At 72.0% G+C, this 17,948-nt stretch carries 14 protein-coding genes; 8 read left to right on the top strand and 6 right to left on the bottom strand.

Annotated features, from left to right (window positions below):
- Positions 1 to 140: 140 nt before the first annotated feature.
- Genes ACZ7HT_RS14680 through ACZ7HT_RS14690 form a run of 3 tightly spaced genes read right to left on the bottom strand, consistent with a single transcriptional unit; the run spans position 141 to position 5,265 of the window.
- Complete coding sequence (locus tag ACZ7HT_RS14680) at positions 141 to 608, bottom strand: hypothetical protein (RefSeq protein WP_471164736.1); 468 nt, start codon at positions 606 to 608, stop codon at positions 141 to 143.
- A complete protein-coding gene (locus ACZ7HT_RS14685; protein WP_471164739.1) occupies positions 605 to 4,888 on the bottom strand; it encodes a DUF6531 domain-containing protein in 4,284 nt (1,427 codons plus the stop codon). The genes ACZ7HT_RS14680 and ACZ7HT_RS14685 overlap by 4 nt, the downstream gene beginning before the upstream one ends.
- Positions 4,885 to 5,265 (bottom strand): WXG100 family type VII secretion target, encoded by a 381-nt coding sequence (locus tag ACZ7HT_RS14690; protein ID WP_471164742.1) that lies wholly within the window; start codon positions 5,263 to 5,265, stop codon positions 4,885 to 4,887. The genes ACZ7HT_RS14685 and ACZ7HT_RS14690 overlap by 4 nt, the downstream gene beginning before the upstream one ends.
- Before the next feature lie 338 nt (positions 5,266 to 5,603).
- Here ACZ7HT_RS14690 and ACZ7HT_RS14695 point away from each other — a divergent pair, with 338 nt between their 5' ends.
- Together ACZ7HT_RS14695 and ACZ7HT_RS14700 are read left to right on the top strand one after the other, a co-directional pair.
- Positions 5,604 to 6,854, top strand: coding sequence for a helix-turn-helix domain-containing protein (locus ACZ7HT_RS14695; RefSeq protein WP_471164745.1), 1,251 nt, complete (start codon positions 5,604 to 5,606; stop codon positions 6,852 to 6,854).
- Positions 6,855 to 7,056: 202 nt separating this feature from the next.
- Positions 7,057 to 7,347, top strand: coding sequence for a hypothetical protein (locus tag ACZ7HT_RS14700; RefSeq protein ID WP_471164748.1), 291 nt, complete (start codon positions 7,057 to 7,059; stop codon positions 7,345 to 7,347).
- Between the two features lie 56 nt (positions 7,348 to 7,403).
- Here ACZ7HT_RS14700 and ACZ7HT_RS14705 read toward each other — a convergent pair whose 3' ends face one another.
- Positions 7,404 to 8,483: a mechanosensitive ion channel family protein gene (locus ACZ7HT_RS14705; protein WP_471164750.1), complete on the bottom strand. Its 1,080-nt coding sequence runs from the start codon at positions 8,481 to 8,483 to the stop codon at positions 7,404 to 7,406.
- Between the two features lie 238 nt (positions 8,484 to 8,721).
- Here ACZ7HT_RS14705 and ACZ7HT_RS14710 point away from each other — a divergent pair, with 238 nt between their 5' ends.
- Complete coding sequence (locus ACZ7HT_RS14710; RefSeq protein WP_116160974.1) at positions 8,722 to 9,285, top strand: HNH endonuclease; 564 nt, start codon at positions 8,722 to 8,724, stop codon at positions 9,283 to 9,285.
- 57 nt (positions 9,286 to 9,342) lie between these two features.
- Here the strand turns inward: ACZ7HT_RS14710 and ACZ7HT_RS14715 are convergent, their stop codons facing one another.
- Positions 9,343 to 12,459 carry a beta-N-acetylglucosaminidase domain-containing protein gene (locus tag ACZ7HT_RS14715; RefSeq protein ID WP_471164754.1) on the bottom strand — a complete coding sequence of 1,039 codons (3,117 nt, stop codon included), beginning with the start codon at positions 12,457 to 12,459 and terminating at the stop codon, positions 9,343 to 9,345.
- Positions 12,460 to 12,693: 234 nt separating this feature from the next.
- On the opposite strand from ACZ7HT_RS14715, the gene ACZ7HT_RS14720 reads away from it, so the two are divergent.
- From ACZ7HT_RS14720 to ACZ7HT_RS14730, 3 genes are read left to right on the top strand one after another with little or no spacing between them, the layout of a single operon-like run.
- Entirely contained in the window at positions 12,694 to 12,894 is a 201-nt protein-coding gene (locus tag ACZ7HT_RS14720; RefSeq protein ID WP_471164757.1) for a hypothetical protein, read from the top strand.
- 1 nt (position 12,895) lies between these two features.
- A complete protein-coding gene (malQ, locus tag ACZ7HT_RS14725; RefSeq protein WP_471164760.1) occupies positions 12,896 to 14,992 on the top strand; it encodes a 4-alpha-glucanotransferase in 2,097 nt (698 codons plus the stop codon).
- A gap of 20 nt (positions 14,993 to 15,012) precedes the next feature.
- Positions 15,013 to 15,243: a hypothetical protein gene (locus tag ACZ7HT_RS14730; RefSeq protein ID WP_116160977.1), complete on the top strand. Its 231-nt coding sequence runs from the start codon at positions 15,013 to 15,015 to the stop codon at positions 15,241 to 15,243.
- A gap of 115 nt (positions 15,244 to 15,358) precedes the next feature.
- Here ACZ7HT_RS14730 and ACZ7HT_RS14735 read toward each other — a convergent pair whose 3' ends face one another.
- Positions 15,359 to 15,871: a MarR family winged helix-turn-helix transcriptional regulator gene (locus ACZ7HT_RS14735; RefSeq protein ID WP_471164763.1), complete on the bottom strand. Its 513-nt coding sequence runs from the start codon at positions 15,869 to 15,871 to the stop codon at positions 15,359 to 15,361.
- 137 nt (positions 15,872 to 16,008) lie between these two features.
- Here ACZ7HT_RS14735 and ACZ7HT_RS14740 point away from each other — a divergent pair, with 137 nt between their 5' ends.
- Positions 16,009 to 16,968 (top strand): EamA family transporter, encoded by a 960-nt coding sequence (locus ACZ7HT_RS14740; RefSeq protein WP_471164765.1) that lies wholly within the window; start codon positions 16,009 to 16,011, stop codon positions 16,966 to 16,968.
- Positions 16,969 to 16,973: 5 nt separating this feature from the next.
- Positions 16,974 to 17,921 carry a DMT family transporter gene (locus ACZ7HT_RS14745; protein WP_471164767.1) on the top strand — a complete coding sequence of 316 codons (948 nt, stop codon included), beginning with the start codon at positions 16,974 to 16,976 and terminating at the stop codon, positions 17,919 to 17,921.
- Positions 17,922 to 17,948: the final 27 nt, after the last annotated feature.

The following is a 17,948-nucleotide window of genomic DNA, read 5'->3' on the forward strand; positions in this document are numbered from 1 at the left end:
AAGTTTCCTATTGGGTTGGGAGGAAGGTAGGGCGCACACCAGGGGGGCGTCAAGGGTCAGGGCGACGAAGGAGCGGGCGGCCGCTGTAACGGCCGCCCGCTCGGAGGGGCTTCGCATGGAGGGAAGTCAGGCGACGGCGCTTACGCAGGCCGCTCCGGGGCGATCCACTCGGCTTCCAGATCCTTGCAGTGGACCGTGATGGTGCCATCGGTCAGTGCGATTTCGTGCATGCATCCCGCCGGGTCCGGAAGGATCTCGTCGAACAGCACGGTGTCGACCTGCATCCAGTCGATGGAATGCTCGTAGCCGACCGAGAACCGGGTGACACCCGCGTAGCGGATCCGCAACCCTTCCTCGTGCTTCCACTGGTTCGGCGCGAAGTCGAGTACCAGCGTTCCGCTCTTGTCCGTCGCCAACTGGACGCCGCTGAGCTCCAGGTCCTTCACACACCGGCTCGCACCCGTGCTGTAGTGCGCGGGGTCCATGACGAAAGCCCGCGCGCCCGGGGGCAGGCTCTGCTCGATGCGGGGGAGCTCGGCCAAGTAGACGCTCGCGTCCAGGAGATAGCCGTGCAGGTCGTCATCCCAAGCGGCCTTGACGAATTTCATTTACAACCTTCGGATGCGAGGCGGGGGCGCCGCCACTTGTCGCCGGAAATGTCCTCGGTCCCCTTCGGGCCGATACGACCAGTCTTCCGCAAGGTATCGACAGCCCTTCCCTTGAGGGCGTTCTCCACGCTTGGCGGCACCTGAACTTCCGCCGCCGTCGTGCCGTGCTTGTTGAACCAGCCGTCGCTGCCGAAGATGCCGACTTCGCGACCCGATTTGTCGTAGACGTGGATCTCGAAATCAGTACCCTTCGTTCCCTCCTGCCACATGTCCAGCCGTCCTCGGTATCCCGAGCCGAGATCCAGCGGGTCCTTCGGGCCCCGTGCGGCGAGTCCGAGGGCGTCGCTCCAGGAAAGGGCGTTCGGAACGTACGCATGGGGATTCGGGGCCGGTTCCAGGCCCAGGGGGTCCGATGACAGGTAGTGGGCGATCTCTGGGTCGTAGTAGCGGAAGTAGTTGTAGTTCAGCCCTGTTTCGGCGTCCGCGTACTGGCCCGGGAAGCGGAGCGGACAGTCCACGGACGAGGCGGACGTCGGGGCGGGAAGGTCGGTGCCCCACAGGGTGGTACGGCGCTGCCAGGCCAGCTCGGCATCGAGCGTGACGAGTTCGACGGGGGTCCCGACGGCGTCCGTGACGATGGCGTGGAAGCGGGTGCGGAAGTCGGCCGAGGTGTCCTGGGCGAGCTTGGTGAGGAGTGATCCGCCGGGCTCGCGGACGAGTGGCCGGTGGTCGGTCTGGGTGAGCGGAAGGTGGGTGCCGGGGGCGTATTCCCACGTGGTGACGGTGCCGTCCGGCCTCCTCTGCTCGGCCAGGCGGGTGTCGTCCCAGGTGAAGTCCGTGCGCTCGGCGACCGAGCCGTCGTCCGCCAGGAGCAGCTTGGCTGTACGGCGGCCCAGCGGGTCGTAGGTGTACCTCCAGTGCTCGCCGCTCGACGTCACCGCCTCAGTCAGCTGGTCCTCGGCGTTCCAGGCGTAGGTCCAGGTGAGCCGCTTCCCGTTGAGGAGCTTGCGGGTCTTTCGTATGAGGCGCCCTTGCGCGTCGTGATCGTATGACGTGCGGCCCGCGCGGCGGATGAGGGTCCCGTCGACGTGGCGGTCACCGGCTGCGACGTGCTCGGGGGCAGAGGCATGGGTGAGGTTGCCCGCCGTGTCGTAGGTGTAGGTCTCCGTCCAGCCGTGGGCCCGGACACTTGTGACCCGGCCCATCGGGTCGAGGGCGAACCTGCGGGTGCCGGTGGCGAGTTCGCGTATCTCGGTGAGGTATCCGTCCTCGCGATAGGTGAAAGCCCGGTGCTGGAGAAGCCGGTCCGAGTCCTTTGCGTGTGCCGTCAGAGACTGGGTGGTCACCCGGGCCATGGCATCCCAGGTCTGGCTGAAGGTGACGGTGTCTCCGAGCCGGCGCTCCGTCTCTCGGCCCGCGGCGTCGTGGGCGAACGACAATGAACCGGCGTCCGAGCGGAGTTCAGCCGGGTGGCCCGCACTGTCGTAACTCCACTCCGAACCCAGTCCGGCCGGGGTGACTCGCCGGATGCGGCGGCCCGCGGCGTCGAAGACGTACGTGGTGGTCCGCCCGTCGATGGTCTCGGCGAGCGTACGGCCGAGCACGTCCCGCTCGATGGAGACCTCGGCGTCGGCGTTGGCCGCGTGGGTAAGGAGGCCTGCTGGCCCGTACGCGTACGTGGTGAGGTGGCCCGCATCGGTGCGTTGCTCCACCACACGACCGAGCGCGTCCCGCGTGAAGCGCAGCGTCTCACCGGCGCTGTTCGTACGGGACGTCAGCCCGCCCGACGCATCGTGGGTGTACGTCACCGTCCGGCCGCCGAAGTCGGTCTCCGCCGACAGGCGGCCCGCCTCGTCATAGGTGTACGACCAGGTCAGGCCCTGGGGATTGGTGACCCCCGTCAGCCGTCGTTCGGTGTCGTACGTGAAGGCGTACGTGGTCCCGTCAGGGTCGGTGCGGGTGGCGGGTACGTCGAAGTGCGTGGCGGTGTGGCGGGTCGTGTGTCCGGCCTGGTCGACGTGGGTCAGCTGGTTGCCTTCGCCGTCCCAGGTCCACGATTCCCGGGTGCCGTCGGGGTACTCGCTCCACGTGGGCCTGCCCTCGGTCGTCCAGCCCGTCCGGGTGACATGACCGAGAGGGTCGGTCACCTCGGCCACCCGACCGAAGGAGTCCCGGACCGCCACGGTGGTGTGACCGAGCTCGTCGGTCACGGCGACGGGCAGGCCGGCCGCGTTCGGCGTGATGGTGCGGGTCGCGCCGACGGCGTCCGTCACGGAGACCAGATGACCCGAACCGTCATAGGCGAAGCACGTCTCGGCGCCCAGCGGGTCGAGCGTGCCGAGCACGTTCCCCGCCTCGTCGTAGATGTGGTGCCAGGTCGCGCCACCCGGCTCTACGACCTTCGTCGGTCTGCCCAGTGGGTTGTACTCCGCGTGCGCGGTTGAACCGTCGGGCAGCGTGACACGGGTCAGCCGATGCGCGTCGTCGTAGACATATCTCGTGGTGCGGCCCTGCGCGTCTGTGACACCGAGGGGCTTGTCACCGTATGCGTCCCACTCGGTGCGGGTAGTGTGGCCGAGAGGATCGGTCTCCTCGACGACCAAACCCTCGGAGTTGTAGCGGTGGGTGGACGCGCGGCCGAGGGAGTCGGTGTACGTGGTGGTGCGTGCCTCATCGTCGTAGGCGAGCACACCGGACAGGATGCCGTCGACGCCCTCGGTACGCACGACCCGGCCGCGCGCGTCGTAGACGTAGGAGAACCAAGTGCCGTTGCGATCCGTCCACCTCGTCATACGACCCTGCTCGTCGTAGGCGAAGCGCAGCGGCCGGCCGCTCGAGTTGACGACCTCGGTGAGGTTGCCCGCCTCGTCGTAGCCGTACCGCGTCACCACCGTGCCGCCCTGGCGGGCGTCCTCTTGCGGCTCGTAGCGGGAGGGCGCCCGATCCAGGAGCCGAAGGGCCGTGACCCGTGGGCCGTCGGTGTCCACGGCGAGGTAGTAGCCGCCCGAGTGACGCAGCCCGACAGGAAGGCCCTGGCCGTCGCGCTCGACGTCGATGCGGGCGCCGTTGCGGTCGGACCAGCTGTCCACAGGGAGCCGGAATATGCCGGGGGTGCCCGAGGGCAGTGGGGTGCTGAAGGTGTGGACGACGCCGGTGGACGGATCCGTGATGGTCATGACCCCGTCGGCCTTGCCATCCCACTCCAGGGGCCAGCGCGCTCCCTTGACCGGAAGCGCCGGCGCTCCGGGCTGGGGCACCGGATAGACCAGCCGCATGCCGTCGGCCGCGGCGAACACCACGCCCTCACCGTCGATCTGTACGCACTCGTCCAGCATCGACACCCAGGTGGGGCCGAAGCAGAGTCCCGCGCGATACGTGGACAGATGGGTGCGGGCGAAGACCAGGGGCAGGGAGGCTGGGAGGCTGAGGTCGGTCTGCGTCATCAGCATCGCGCCGGTGGCCACGTCGATCGGCTCGCCGACGCACGGTGTGGTCTCCGCCCGGCGGGACGCCGGGCCCAACTCGATCAGGTTGGGCCGGAGGGAAGGCGGCCGGAGCATCAACGGGGTCGTGCTGCTGAAGGCACCGTCGACTCCGGCCTTCAAGACTCCGCCACCGGCGCCCAGCGCACCGCCGAAGATCATGCCGTCCTTGGCCGCCTGGTTGACTTCGTCCAGACTGAAGCCGTCCTGCAGCCCGGTGGCTATCTTCAGTGGCTGGGCGACGGCGAGGTCCACTGTCACCGATTCGATGCCGCCGAAGGCGGCGGCGACCAGCGTGCCCGCCGCGATTTCCGCCACGGTGGTGCTCACGGCGATGCCCAGACCGGCGCCGAGTTCGATGATGACGTCGGCGGCCGCGACCGCGGCGCCGGAGGCCAGACCTGCTGTGACGATCGCCAGCGCGATACCGCCAGCGATGACGGCCGCGTCGATGGCGATCTGCGTCCAGAGCTTGTTGATGGCGTCGTCGACGGCGTCGGCGAACTTCTCCAGGGCTTCGGCCATCTTGCGGGCGGACTTGGCGAGGTCGCTCAGCCAACCCGCGTCCTGGCCCTGGGCGTAGCGGCCCCAGAAGACCTTGAAGGCCTCGATCGCCTCACCCTTGTTGTTGCTGATGATCGACATGGCGGTGTTGTTGACCGGGGTGCGCACGTCGTCGACGGCGTCGGCGAATGCCCGCCAGGCGCCGGCCGCACTGCGCAGCGTGCCCGAGTTGGCGTCCGGCCACCACATCCCGAGCTTGAGCAGGATGTCCTTGGCCTCGTCCTCAAGACTCACCGGGCACCGCCAGGGCCCTGCTCGTCGGAGCTGTCCGCGCCACTCTTGAGCTTGGTGAACATCCCGGCGATCAGCTCGTCGTTGTCGACCGTACCGTCCGCCATGTCGACCATCGCCTCATGGATGCTGACCAGCCCCAGGGCGAGGATGCCAGCCGCCTGTTCAATGCTCTTCTGCTGAGGGGTGTACGCGTCACCGAACTGTGTGCCCTGCTCGTCGTCGCCCCACGGTTTACCCAAGCCGTCCAGGGTGGTGACGAGGGTCGTCAGCGCCGAGGTCAGATTCCGTGCCTGCTCACCGAAGACTGGAGCCGACGCCTTCAGATCGGCCGTCTTGATGTCCAGGACCTTGCCGTCATCCCCGCCGCCTGTGCCCACTTCGACGTCCCCCCGTGGCTCGTCGCCGCCTGTTTACCGATTGCAAATCCCGAGCCTAGAAGAGCTCGTTCGCGGCTGGGTCAAGCGAAGGTCAAGGTGCGGTAATGCGGGATGCTCGTGGCGCATAGCCCCTTGCCGCCACCTTGTAGGGATCGCCGTCATTGTGCGGTGCCGCTCCGTGCCAGGTGTCAGCCCGTCTGGACTGACAACGGGCTGGGTCTGGCCGGGATTGTGGCGCGAAGTTGTTTGCGCGGGCGCACTCGGCAGAACTTCTGCTCGAGGAGTAGGGGGCGCCGTACGCTGCCACTGACACGGGTCCCAACGAGAGAGGCATTGCCATGCCGTCCGATGCCGTCCCCGGTCCGATTCTCGAGCCCATCGCCTTCGGGCAGCGCATGCAGGTCCTGCGCACCCGGCGCGGGATGAGTCGCACGGTCCTCGCCGGGCTGGTGGGGAAGTCCGCGAGCTGGGTGAAGCAGGTCGAGGGTGGGCAGTTGCAGATGCCCAAGCTGCCGATGGTGCTGCGCGTCGCCGAGGCATTGCGGGTGAGGGATCTTTCCGAACTGACGGGAGACCAATCGCGAAAGGTCGCTCTGTTCGTGGGACCAGGGCATGCTCGTCTTCCCCAGGTGAGAGCTGCCATCGATGCCTACCCGTTCAGGCGTGACCAAGAGGCTCCGTCTGCCGTCCATCTGGAGGCGAGGCTCACGCGGGCCTGGCGGGCGCGCCATGCGTCGCCCGATCACCGGGAGGTGGTGGGCGCGTTGCTGCCGGGTCTCATCCAGGATGCTCAACTCGCCGTTCAGCAGGCCGAGACGGGGGATGCGCGACGTGCCGCACAGGCGGTGCTGTCGCAGACGTACAGCCTCTGCCAGTTCTTCATCGCCTACCAGCCCGATGCCCCATTGCTGTGGCGAGCCGTCGAGCGTGGCATGGTGGCGGCGCTGGAGTCCGAGGATCCGCACACCCTCGGTGTAGCGGCCTGGCTTGCCGCGCAGGCGCATCGCGACAGCGGCCCGGGGCACTTCGAAGCGGCGGACACGGTGACGCTGGAAACACTTCGCTATCTGGAGCCCCTGCTGCCAGAGGCGAACGATGACGTACGAGCCATCGCCGGTGCCCTGCGGTTCGAGGCGGGATACACGGCGGCCCGGCGGGGCGATGCCGGAGAGGCATGGGGCTACTGGGATGCCGCGCGTGCCGTGGCCGAGAGGCTGCCTGCCGAGTATTTCCATCCCGTCACGTCCTTCTCGCAGTCGATCATCAGCGCGCACGCGGTCACCATCGCGGTGGAACTGCACGCCGGTGCCGAAAGCGTGCGCCAGGTGGCAGCGGCGGATGCCACGACGATTCCGTCGCGCCCCCGGAAGGCACGCCACCGCATCGAGGAGGCACGCGGATATCAACTGGACGGACAGCCCGAGGCCGCGCTGGCTGCGTTGCACAAGGCGTACGAGTCGGCTCCCGAGACCGTCCGCTACAACGGCTACGCCCGCCGGATCCTCCTGGAGGAGGCTGAGTCGAAGAGCCCGGCTCAGCGGCGCAGGGCGGGCGAGCTGGCGGTGAGACTCGGCATGCTGGCTGTTTGAGCGAAGGGGCAGGAACTCTGCCCCTTCCGCTGCCGCGGCGCGTCTACGGTCGGTGGTTCGTTCGCCACTCAGACCCCCGCGACCGCGGACACGGCCCGGGGGCGTGGTCCACCTGGAGAAAGCAGGTCGACATGCCGCAGAGTATCGCCCACGTCTTCGAACAGTCGCCGAGGGCGTCCGGCCACGCGAGGGAGGCTGCCGCGTGAACCCGGAGCACCTGGTCCGTCTGCTGCCGTGGGCCGGACCCGAGGACAACCCCTGCTATGTGATCACGGACAGTCACGGGGGATGTGTCTCGCGCCTCGCCGATCAGATCGAATCCATTCAGCTCGGCATGGGTGCCGACCTGATCGGTCACGCCGAGGCACTGCTCGGGGAGCCGAGCGCGGACGTCGGGGAGCTGCGCTTTCTCTCCGTTCGGCTGACTGAAGCGCTACGGGACGTCCTCCGGGTGGCCGAGAGCCGGGGTGCGCGGCTGACCGGCACCGTATGACGAAGGGGCGCCCCGCCGGTGTGGCGGGGCGCCCCTTCTCGTAGGCCGGGAAGGCGCTACTTCGAGAGGTCCGGCTTCGGCAGGGGTGTCGCCGCCGCCGACTGCGGGGAGGTGGACGAGGCGAAGGCCGACGGGGCCGACATGCCGGCCGTCGGGTCGGACGGCTTCTCCTCCGTCTGGGGCGGGATCCCGCCCACGATCCGGATGCCGGCCTCGTCCAGGCCCCGCTTGATGCGCCAGCGCAGCTCGCGCTCCACGCCCAGCTTCTTGCCCGGCATCGTCTTCGCCGAGACCCGGATCGTCATCGAGTCGAGCAGCACCTCGCTCAGACCCAGCACCTCCACCGGGCCCCACAGGCGCTCGTCCCAGGGCTCTTCCTTCGCCATGGCGTTCGCCGCCTCGGTGATCACGGCCTTCACCGTGTCCAGGTCCTCCGTCGGCCGGACGGTCACGTCCACGCCCGCCGTCGCCCAGCCCTGGCTGAGGTTCCCTATCCGCTTGATCTCGCCGTTGCGCACGTACCAGATCTCGCCGTCCACCCCGCGCAGCTTGGTCACCCGCAGGCCCACCTCGACGACCTCGCCGGAGGCCACGCCCGCGTCGATCGAGTCCCCGACGCCGTACTGGTCCTCCAGGATCATGAAGACACCGGACAGGAAGTCCGTCACCAGGTTCCGCGCGCCGAAACCGATCGCCACACCGGCCACACCCGCCGAGGCGAGCAGCGGCGCCAGGTCGATCTTGAACGCGCCGAGGATCATCAGCGCGGCCGTGCCCAGGATCAGGAACGACGCCACCGAGCGGAGCACCGACCCGATCGCCTCCGAGCGCTGCCGCCGCCGCTCGGTGTTGACCAGGAGACCGCCGAGCGTCGTCCCCTCCACCGCCTGCGCCGAGCGGTTCATCCGCTCGATCAGCTTCGTCAGCGCCCGCCGCACGGCCATCCGGAGCAGCAGCGCGACGACCAGGATCAGCACGATCCGCAGGCCCGTGTTCAGCCAGGTGGACCAGTTCTCCTCCACCCAGCTGGCCGCGCTGGTGGCCCTCTCCGCGGCCTCGTCCAGGGTCACCGGCATGGGTTCGGGTTCGGTGGCAGCCGCCAGGGCGGACCAGGACACGGGACAACCTCCAGGCATCGCGTACGCAGGCCATCCACAGTAACGGGGCGTCGGACGTGCTCCCGTAGCCCTGTTCGAGGGAGAGACGGACCTCACCTGGGCACATACCGGGGAGAGATGCCGATGTGGTCGAGAACACTCCGGGGCCACCACCCCGATTCCGGTACGTGGTGGCGCCGCGACCAGGCATGAGGAGAGACTGAGAGCAGTTCGTCCCGGCGCGAGCCACGCGCCGCCGGCGTCATAGGAGGCATCCGTGCCGCATGTCCTGGTCCTCAACGCGTCGTACGAGCCGCTCGGCGTCGTACCGCTCCGCCGCGCACTCGTCCTCGTACTGGAGAACAAGGCCCTCTGTCTCGAGGAGTCCGGCGCCTTCCTGCACAGCGAGACCCAAGTCCTCCCCGCCCCCAGTGTGGTGCGACTGAAGCGCTTCGTGCGGGTCCCCTACCGGGGGCCCGTTCCCTTGACCCGCAGAGCGCTCTTCGCGCGCGACGGCGGGCGCTGTGCCTACTGCGGGGCCGTCGCCACCAGCGTCGACCACGTCATCCCGCGCAGCCGCGGGGGCACGCACGCCTGGGAGAACGTGGTGGCGGCCTGCCGCCGCTGCAACCACGTCAAGGCCGACAAGCACCTGCGGGAGATCGGCTGGCGGCTGCGCCACCAACCCGCCCCGCCGACCGGCCTGGCCTGGCGGATCATCGGGACCGGACACCGGGACCCCCGCTGGCTGCCGTACCTGGAACCGTACGGCGCCGTGGACGTGATGGCCCGGATCGACTCCGTCGCAGAGACCCCCGTGAGGGCGCTGACGACGGGTTGAGCCGGGCCTTTCGCGTACGCGGGGGCCTTTCCGGTACGGAACGCGGCGGCGCGCACCTCAGGGTGCGGGCCGCTCCTCCGCCGTGCCCCCGGGAGCCGCCACCGCATACGTCTCCACCGACCAGAGCGAGTACCCGAAGCGCGTCGCCCGCGTCTCCCCCTGGACCCGCAGGAAGCGGGTGTCCGCCGCGTCCATCCGGACCGACTCCCGGCCGCCCCTGCCGTCCGCGACCGTCGCCGCCGTCCGCCAGACCCGGCCGTCGGCCGAGACCTGGACCCGGTAGCGCGAGGCGTACGCGTCCTGCCAGTGCAGCACCACCTGCCCTATCCGGGCCGGCTCGGGCAGCTCCAGCTGCCACCAGGCGCCGTCGTCCGCCGGCGAGGACCAGCGGGTCGCCGGGTCGCCGTCCACCGCCGACGCGGCCGGGAAGTCCGGGGTCTCGTCGCCCGAGGAGGAGGCCGTCGCCGCCCGCGCCAGGTCCGGGCCGGCCGTCCGGGGGAAGGCCCGGACCGTCAGGACCCGCTCCTCGCCCGCGAAGGACACCGGTACCCGGTACGACCCGGCCGGCACGCCCGCGGCCACCGACACCTCCAGGGGCACGGTCGTCCGCGCGCCCCGCTCGACCGCGGCCTGCTCCGGCAGCCGTACCGCGATCCCCTTCGGGGCCTTCGCCGTCAGCGCCCCGCGCACCTCGCCCGCGCGCCGGCCCGTCAGCTCCACGTCCACCCGCTGCGCCGGGCCGCCGATCTCCGCGTCCGTCTCGGTCCGGGCGAGGGCGAGACCGGCCCGCGGCCCGTCCGCGAACCACGGCACCAGCGAGCGCACCCCGGGCGAGGGACCGTCGCCGCTCCACACGACCCGCAGCGCGTCCGCCCGCAGCCCGTTCAGCTCGGTCTGCGTCCAGCCGGACGCCGACAGCGGGCCGAGCGGCCGCCAGCCCTCACCCGGGACGTACGCCTCCACGCGCGCGTCGCCGGCCTTGTCCGGCTCGGTCAGCACCGTCAGCGCCTCCACGGGCCGGGCCCGGTCGAGCCGCACCGTGTACGAACCGGGGGCGCGGTCGGCGCGGTCCTGCGGGGTGCGGTCGGCGCCGGTCCAGGCCGCCGACTCGGCCACCGCGCGCGTGAGGAACGGATCGAGGACCCCCGGGCCGACCGTCACCCGGGCCGCCTTGAGTTCCTTCCGCTGCGCTTCCAGGTCCAGCTGCGCCCGCCAGGCCGCCGCGCCGTCGCCGCGCGCCTGGGCGAGGAGCATGTCGACGGCCGTCTCGCCCGCCCGCCCGTACCGGGACAGCTGTTCGAGCCAGGGTCCCGTCTCGTCGTCGAGGGTGCCGCCGGCCGTGGCCGTGAGCGGCTCGGGCGCCCGGCGCATCACCGTGAACGCGGCCCGCAGTTCGCGCGCCGCCTCGTCCCGGGCGGCGGTGCCGGCCGTGCCGGTGCCCGTGCGGGACGCCCAGAACGCCGCGAGGAGCGGTTTCAGATAGGCCGATTCGCCCGCCGGGTCGAGGATCGACGAGGAGCCGTTCCCGGCGAGCGCGCCGAGCGCCTCGCGGGCGGCCGGGTCCGGCCCGGCGAGGTCGTCGACGGCCGCCCGCCAGGACTCCCTGGGCCGGTAGCCCCGCGGGTTCCAGGCGTAGTCGGCGGTGGTGAAGAGCGGGAGGCGGGAGGCGGCGGGCTGTTCCATGGCGTGCGCGAGGAAGGCGGCCGAACCGGCGGCCACGGCCGGCTCCCGGCCCGTGGCGGGACCGAGGAACAGCCGGTCCTGGGCGTAGTCGTTGACCGGGTAGTTGTCCATGGTGACCAGCGGGTGGTCGCCCAGGGCCCTGCGCGCGCCCGCCAGTTCGCCGCCGGTGATCGTGCGCGGGACGACGCCGACGCCCGTCCACGCGACCCGCACCTCCGGGTCGAGCTCCGCGGCGAGCTTCGTCCGGTACGCGGTCGCGCCGTCCTGGTAGTACTCCGTCGGCATCACCGTCAGCGGCTCGGCGTCCGGGTGCTCCTCGGCGAGGCGGCGGGCGACGGCGTTCGCCACGCGCGCGTGGGCGCCGGCCGCGGCCTCCGGTCCGCGCCCGAAGGTGTCCGCGTCCTTGTCGCAGTGCCACTCGTCGTAGGAGGCGTCCTGGAACTGGAGCTGGAAGGAGCGCACCCCGAGCTCCCACATCGCGTCCAGCTTCCGCGTCAGCGCCGTCACGTCGCCGGACGAGGCCAGGCACATGGACTGGGCGGGCGCCACGGCCCAGCCGAGCGTCACGTGGTTCGCGCGGGCCCGCCCGGCGAGCGCGCGGAACTCCTCCTGCTGCGCGGCCGGGTAGGGCTCGCGCCACTGCGCCTGGCGGTACGGGTCGTCCCCGGGCGCGTACAGATAGCGGTTCTGCTTGGTCCGGCCCAGGAAGTCCAGCTGCGCGAGCCGCTGTTCCAGCGTCCAGGGGCGGCCGTAGAAGCCTTCGGTGATGCCGCGCTCGGCCGTGCCGGGCCAGTCGCGGACGACGACGCCGGGGACCTCCCCGCCCGCGCCGAGGAGCTGACGCAGCGTCTGGACCGCATGGAACAGGCCGTCCTCGCCGACCCCGTCCAGGACGACGGTGTCCCGCCCCTGGAAGCGGCCCGTCGCGAGCCGGTAGCCGCCGCGCGGCAGATCGAGCCGCTCGGGGACGCGCAGGGCGGTCAGGGCCCGCTCGGCGCCCTCGCCGGAGGGCCCGGCGGCCCGCAGGACCGGGCCCCGGCCCGGCAGGCCGGTGTGGACGGTCCGTACCCCGGCGGCCCGGAGCAGCTCGCGCAGGGCGGCGAGGGCGTACGGATCGGCGTCGGTGTCCGCGAGCAGCGTCACCTCGGCCCCGAGGCGTACGGAGGACCCGGCGGCCGTCAGGGACTGCGGCCGGGGCCAGACGGCGGGCACGCGCGCGGTGGAGGGGGCGTGCGGGGACGTGGCGGGGGCCGCGGGGGATGTCGGGGAGGCGGGAGCAGGGGGAGCGGCGGGAGCAGTCGGGATCGCGGGAGCAGCCGGGATCACGGGAGTCGTCGGGATCACGGGAGCCGCCGGGATCACGGGAGCCGCCGGGATCGAGGGCGCCTTCGGGAACGCCGACGCCGAGCCCGGGGCCGCGCCGCCGAGGAGGCCGCCGATGACGGCGGCGGCGACGGCCGTCGCGGTGCGCTTCCTGCGCCCGAGGTGCACGCGCGTCTCCCTTCGGCAGGCCCGGCGGCTCCGCCGGTTGGTCACGAGTAGGTCACGAGCCCACCACCCGTCGCACGGGGGTGTCAATGCGCGTGGCCGATGTGTCGGCTTTGCCCGGCGAGCCGTCGGCGAGGTGACGTCACTTCGCCACGTTCCGCCGGTAAAACGAGGTGCGCTGGGTAGGGCTCTGTCGTTGCCCAGGTCAAACCTGTCGAGACGAATCGGGAGACCCCCGTGACCACGACCGCCCACCACCTCGGACGGATACGCGTTCCCCAGCAGTCGGCGCCGGCCGGCGAGCCGCTGACCAGCGAGCCGCCCCTGCCCGCCGCGTCACCCCTCACCAGCGAGCCGCCGCTGGCCCTGGCGGCCCCCCTGACCAGCGAACCCACCGCCCCCGGCAGCGCGGGCGGCCCGGAGTCCCCCGGAGTGTGAAGTGACCCTGGCCCGTCTCGCCGCCCGTCACGGCGTCGCCACCGCCCACAGCCCGTCAGAAGGCGTCACCGTGCCCGTGCCGGACGCCACCGTGGTGGCCGTCCTCGCCGCCCTGGGCGTCGACGCGGCCACCCCCGAGGCGGTCGCCGCCGCCCTCGACGCGGCCGAACGGGCCGACCGGGAGCGCCTGCTGCCGCCGACCCTGGTCCTGCGGCACGGCGAGGAGCTCCGCCCGCCGGAGGACCTGCCGCCCGGCACCCGGCTGCGGGTCACCACCGAGGACGGCGGCCTCGTCACCGGCCCGGACTGGTCCGGGCTGCCGCTCGGCGTCCACACCGTCGAGGCGCAGGCCCCTGACGGGCGCGCGGCCACCGGCACCCTGATCGTGAGCCCCGCGCGCGTGCCGGGCCCCGGGCGGCGCTCGTACGGACTCCTCGTCCAGCTGTACTCGCTGCTCTCCACCCGCTCCTGGGGCATGGGCGACCTCGGCGACCTGCGGGAGCTCGTCAGCTGGGCGGGCCGCGTGCACGGCGCCGGGTTCGTCCAGGTCAATCCGCTCCACGCGGGCGTGCCCGGGGCGCCGAGCGACCCCTCCCCGTACCGGCCGTCCTCCCGCCGCTTCCCGGACCCCGTCCATCTGCGGATCGAGGAGATCCCCGAGTACGCCCTGGTGGGTCCCGAGCGGCGCGAGGAGCTCGACCGGATCCTCGCCGAGGCGGCCGAACTGCGCGAACGGGTCCTCTGCAAGGGCGCCCTGATCGACCGGGACGCCGTCTGGGAGGTCAAGCGGCGGGCCCTGGAGCTCGTGCTCGCCGCCGTGGAGCCCGGTCCGGGCCGCCGCGCCGACTTCCACGACTTCCTCGCCGAACGCGGCCGCGCCCTGGAGGACCACGCCACCTACCAGGCCCTCGCCGAGCGGCACGGCCCGCACTGGCGGACCTGGCCCGAGGAGCTCCGCGCGCCGCGCGCCGCGGAGACCGCCGTGCGCGCCGACCCCGCCCTGGCCGCCCGGGTCGACTTCCACTGCCGGCTCGCCTGGCTGACGGACCGGCAGCTCGCCGCCGCCGCCGCGGCCGCCCGCGAGGCCGGCATGGAGGTCGGGATCGTCCACGACCTGGCGGTCGGCGTCCACCCCGAGGGCTCGGACGCCTGGGCCCAGCAGGAGGCCTTCGCGGCCGGCATGTCGGTCGGCGCCCCGCCCGACGCCTTCAACGCCCGGGGCCAGGACTGGGGCCTGCCGCCCTGGCGGCCCGACGCCCTCGCCGCCGCCGGGTACGCCCCGTACCGCGGACTCCTCCGCGAACTCCTGCGCCACGCGGGCGCGCTGCGCATCGACCACGTGATGGGCCTGTTCCGGCTGTGGTGGGTGCCCGAGGGGCACGAGCCCACCGAGGGCACGTACGTCCGGTACGACGCCGAGGCGATGCTCGCGGTGCTCGTCCTGGAGGCGCACCGCGCCGGCGCCCTCGTCATCGGCGAGGACCTCGGGACGGTCGAGCCGGGCGTACGGGGGGAGCTGGCCCGGCGCGGGGTGTTCGGGACCTCCGTGCTCTGGTTCGAGCGGGACTGGGAGGGCACCGGCCAGCCGCTGCCGGCGGGGGAATGGCGCGCGGAGTGCGTCGCCACCGCCACCACCCACGACCTGCCGTCCACCGCCGCCCGGCTCTCCGGCGAGCACGTCACCCTGCGGCACCGGCTCGGGCTGCTCTCCGGCGACCTGGAGCGCGAGCGGGCGGCGGACGCGGCGGAGACCGCCGAGTGGCTGGACGTGTTCGAGCGGAAGGGGCTGCTCCCGGAGGGCCCGGGGGACGAGGAGGCCGAGATCAGGGCCGTCCACCGGTTCCTGCTCGCCACCCCGGCCCGGATGGCCGGCGCCTGGCTGCCGGACGCGGTGGGGGACCGCAGACCGCAGAACCTGCCGGGCACCTGGGACCAGTACCCCAACTGGCGGCTGCCGCTCGCGGGTCCGGACGGCCAGCCGCTCACCCTGGAGGACCTCGCCGCCTCGCCCCGGGCACACGCCCTGCTGAGCGAGCTGAGGGCGGGTACGGAAGCCTCCGATGCCCATACGGCACCCCCGGGCGCGCGGCCCGTTTAGGTGTTCGCTACTTTGGGCCTGTGGACAAGAAGAACGCTCTGCGCGCCGGCTCGCTCGCGGCCGGTACGACGCTGATGATGCTGCTCATGTCGTCCCCCGCGCTCGCGCTCACCCGCGACGACGGCGACGACCCGGCCCCCAAGCTGAGTGTCATCGAGACCCTCGGCCTGTACGTGGCGGCGCCGCTGGGTCTGTTCCTGGTGATCGCCGGTCTGGTGATGGTGCTCGACAAGTCCAAGAAGAAGGCGTAACCGCCTCCAAGGTGTAACTGCCTTCCAGGCGTCACCGCCTCATAGGTCTCCGTCGAGGGCGCCGCACGGTACGAGGTACCGCGCGGCGCCCTCGCATGCGTGGAGGCCCCCACGACTAGACGGTCGTGGCCAGCAGCTTGCGCAGCAGCCCCGTCAGCTGGTCCGCCTCCTCCGGGGTGAGCGCGGACTCCAGGGCCGCCCGCTGCTCCCCGAGCCCGGCCTCGACGGCCTGGTCCACCAGTTCCCTGCCGCGCTCGCTGAGGGTGACCCGCAGTCCGCGCCGGTCGTTCGGGTCGGGGCTGCGGGTGAGCAGCCCGGCCTTCTCCAGCTTGTCCAGGCGGCCCGTCATGCCCCCGGTGGTGATCATCAGGGTGGCGGTCAGCTCGCGCGGCGAGAGCGTGTACGGCTCTCCTGACCTGCGCAGCGTCGCGAGCACGTCGAACTCCCCGAGCGCCATGCCGTAGGGCGCGTACGCCTTGTCCACCTTGCCGCGCATGGCGTTCGACAGCCGGTAGATGCGCCCGAAGACGGCCATCGGCACCGTGTCCAGGTCGGGGCGGACGGCCGCCCACTGATCGGCGATGGCGTCGACGGCGTCATGGGCGGGGCCGGGGTTGTTCGTCTCCATGGGGCCAGTCTCCTCTTCCGCATGACTCGATCGCAAGAAAGCCTCTTGCAAGTAAGTAGCTTAGTGGTAAGTTAATTACCGCCAAGCCAGTCCGGCACTCCACGGAGTCCGGAACGTCACAGCAGGGGGGAACCGTCATGTCCCGCAAGGCCGCAACCGTCGCACTCACCGCGATCGCCCCGATCTCCTGGGGCTCCACCTACTACGTCACCACCGAGTTCCTGCCGCCCGACCGGCCGCTCCTCACCGGCCTCCTGCGCGCCCTGCCCGCCGGCCTCGCGCTCCTCGCCCTCACCCGCAAGCTCCCGCAGGGCGCCTGGTGGTGGAAGTCCGCGGTCCTCGGAGCCCTCAACATCGGCGCCTTCTTCCCGCTGCTCTTCCTCGCCGCCTACCGCCTGCCCGGCGGAGTCGCCGCGGTCGTCGGCTCCGTCGGCCCGCTCTTCGTCGTCGGCCTCGCGGCCCTCTTCCTCGCCGAGAAGCCCACGGTGAAGTCCCTCCTCACCGCCGTCACCGCCGCCTTCGGCGTCAGCCTCGTGGTCCTCAAGGCCGGAGCCGCCTTCGACCTGGTCGGCGTGGGCGCCGGACTGCTCTCCTCGCTCTCGATGTCCGCCGGCGTCGTCTTCACCAAGCGCTGGGGCCGCCCCGAGGGCGTCGGCGCCCTCGCGCTCACCGGCTGGCAGCTCACCGCGGGCGGCCTGGTCATCCTGCCCATCGCCTTCCTGATCGAGGGCGCCCCGCCGGCCCTGACCGGCACCAACCTGGCCGGCTACGCCTACCTCGCCTTCGGCAACACCGCGATCTCGTACTTCCTCTGGTTCCGCGGCATCGAGCGGCTCAGCGCCTCCTCGGCCACCCTCCTCGGCCCGCTCTCCCCGATCACCGCGGCCGTCATCGGCTGGGCGGCGCTCGGCCAGGCCCTCGGCCCGGTGCAGGTCCTCGGCATGCTGGTCGCCTTCGGCGCCACCCTGGCCGGCCAGCTGAGCCCCCGTACCGCCAAGACCGCCAAGACCGCGCCCAAGGCCGAATCGTTCAGCGCTGCTGAAAAGAACGGTCAGGAAGTTTCGATGGACCTGGAGGTTTCGGCAGTGCGACGGTGACGGACATGAGCCTGGACACCGCACGCAACCCGACCGACACCGCCACCGACAGCACCGCCACCGCAGTCACCGAGAGGCCGGCACCCGCCAAGGGCGCCGGCCTCGGCGTGTTCCTCGCCCTCCTCGCCACCGTCGTCTGGTCCGGCAGCTTCGTCGCCGCCCGTGCCCTCCACGACACCGTCCCCCCGGTCCAGGCCGCCTTCTGGCGCTGGATCGTCGCCCTCGTCGCCGTCGCCCCGCTCGCCGCCCGCGCGACCTGGCGGCAGCGGCACCTGATCCGCCGCCACCTCCGCTTCCTCACCCTCGCCGCGCTGCTCGGCATCACCGTCTACAACACCCTGGTCAACCAGGCCGGGACCGCCACCTCCGCCGGCAACATGGGCATGGTCATGGCCGCGTCCCCGGTCCTCATGGCCCTCTTCGCCCGCCTCGGCGGCAACCGCCTCGGCCCGCGCCGCACCACCGGCATGCTCATCGCCTGCGCCGGCGTCCTGCTCCTCGTCAGCAAGGGCTCGCTCGCCCCCGACCTCGCCACCGGCGACCTCTGGGTCATGGCCGCGGCCGTCTGCTTCGCCTCCTACAGCGCCCTGCTCAAGCGCCGCCCCGCCGAACTCGGCGGCCTCGCCTTCCTCTTCACCACCTTCGCGCTCGGCGCGCTCATGCTCCTCCCGGCGTACGGGATCAGCCTCGCCGTCCAGGGCGGCTTCGAGCCCACCACCGGCACCGTCGGCCCCCTCGTCTACGTCGGCGTGCTCTCCTCCGCCGTCGCCTTCCTCGCCTGGAACAAGGCCGTCACCCTGATCGGCGCCGCCCGCGCCGGGATCGTCTACTACCTCCAGCCCGTCTGCGTCGCCCTCCTCTCGTACGCCCTCCTCGGCGAACAGCTCGGCCTCCTCGGCGGCGCGAGCATGGTCCTCATCCTCGGCGGGGTCGCCATGAGCTCCTCCCGATAGGGCGAGGCCCGGTGAAACCGACAGGGC

Source organism: Streptomyces sp. NPDC037410, from assembly GCF_055602235.1.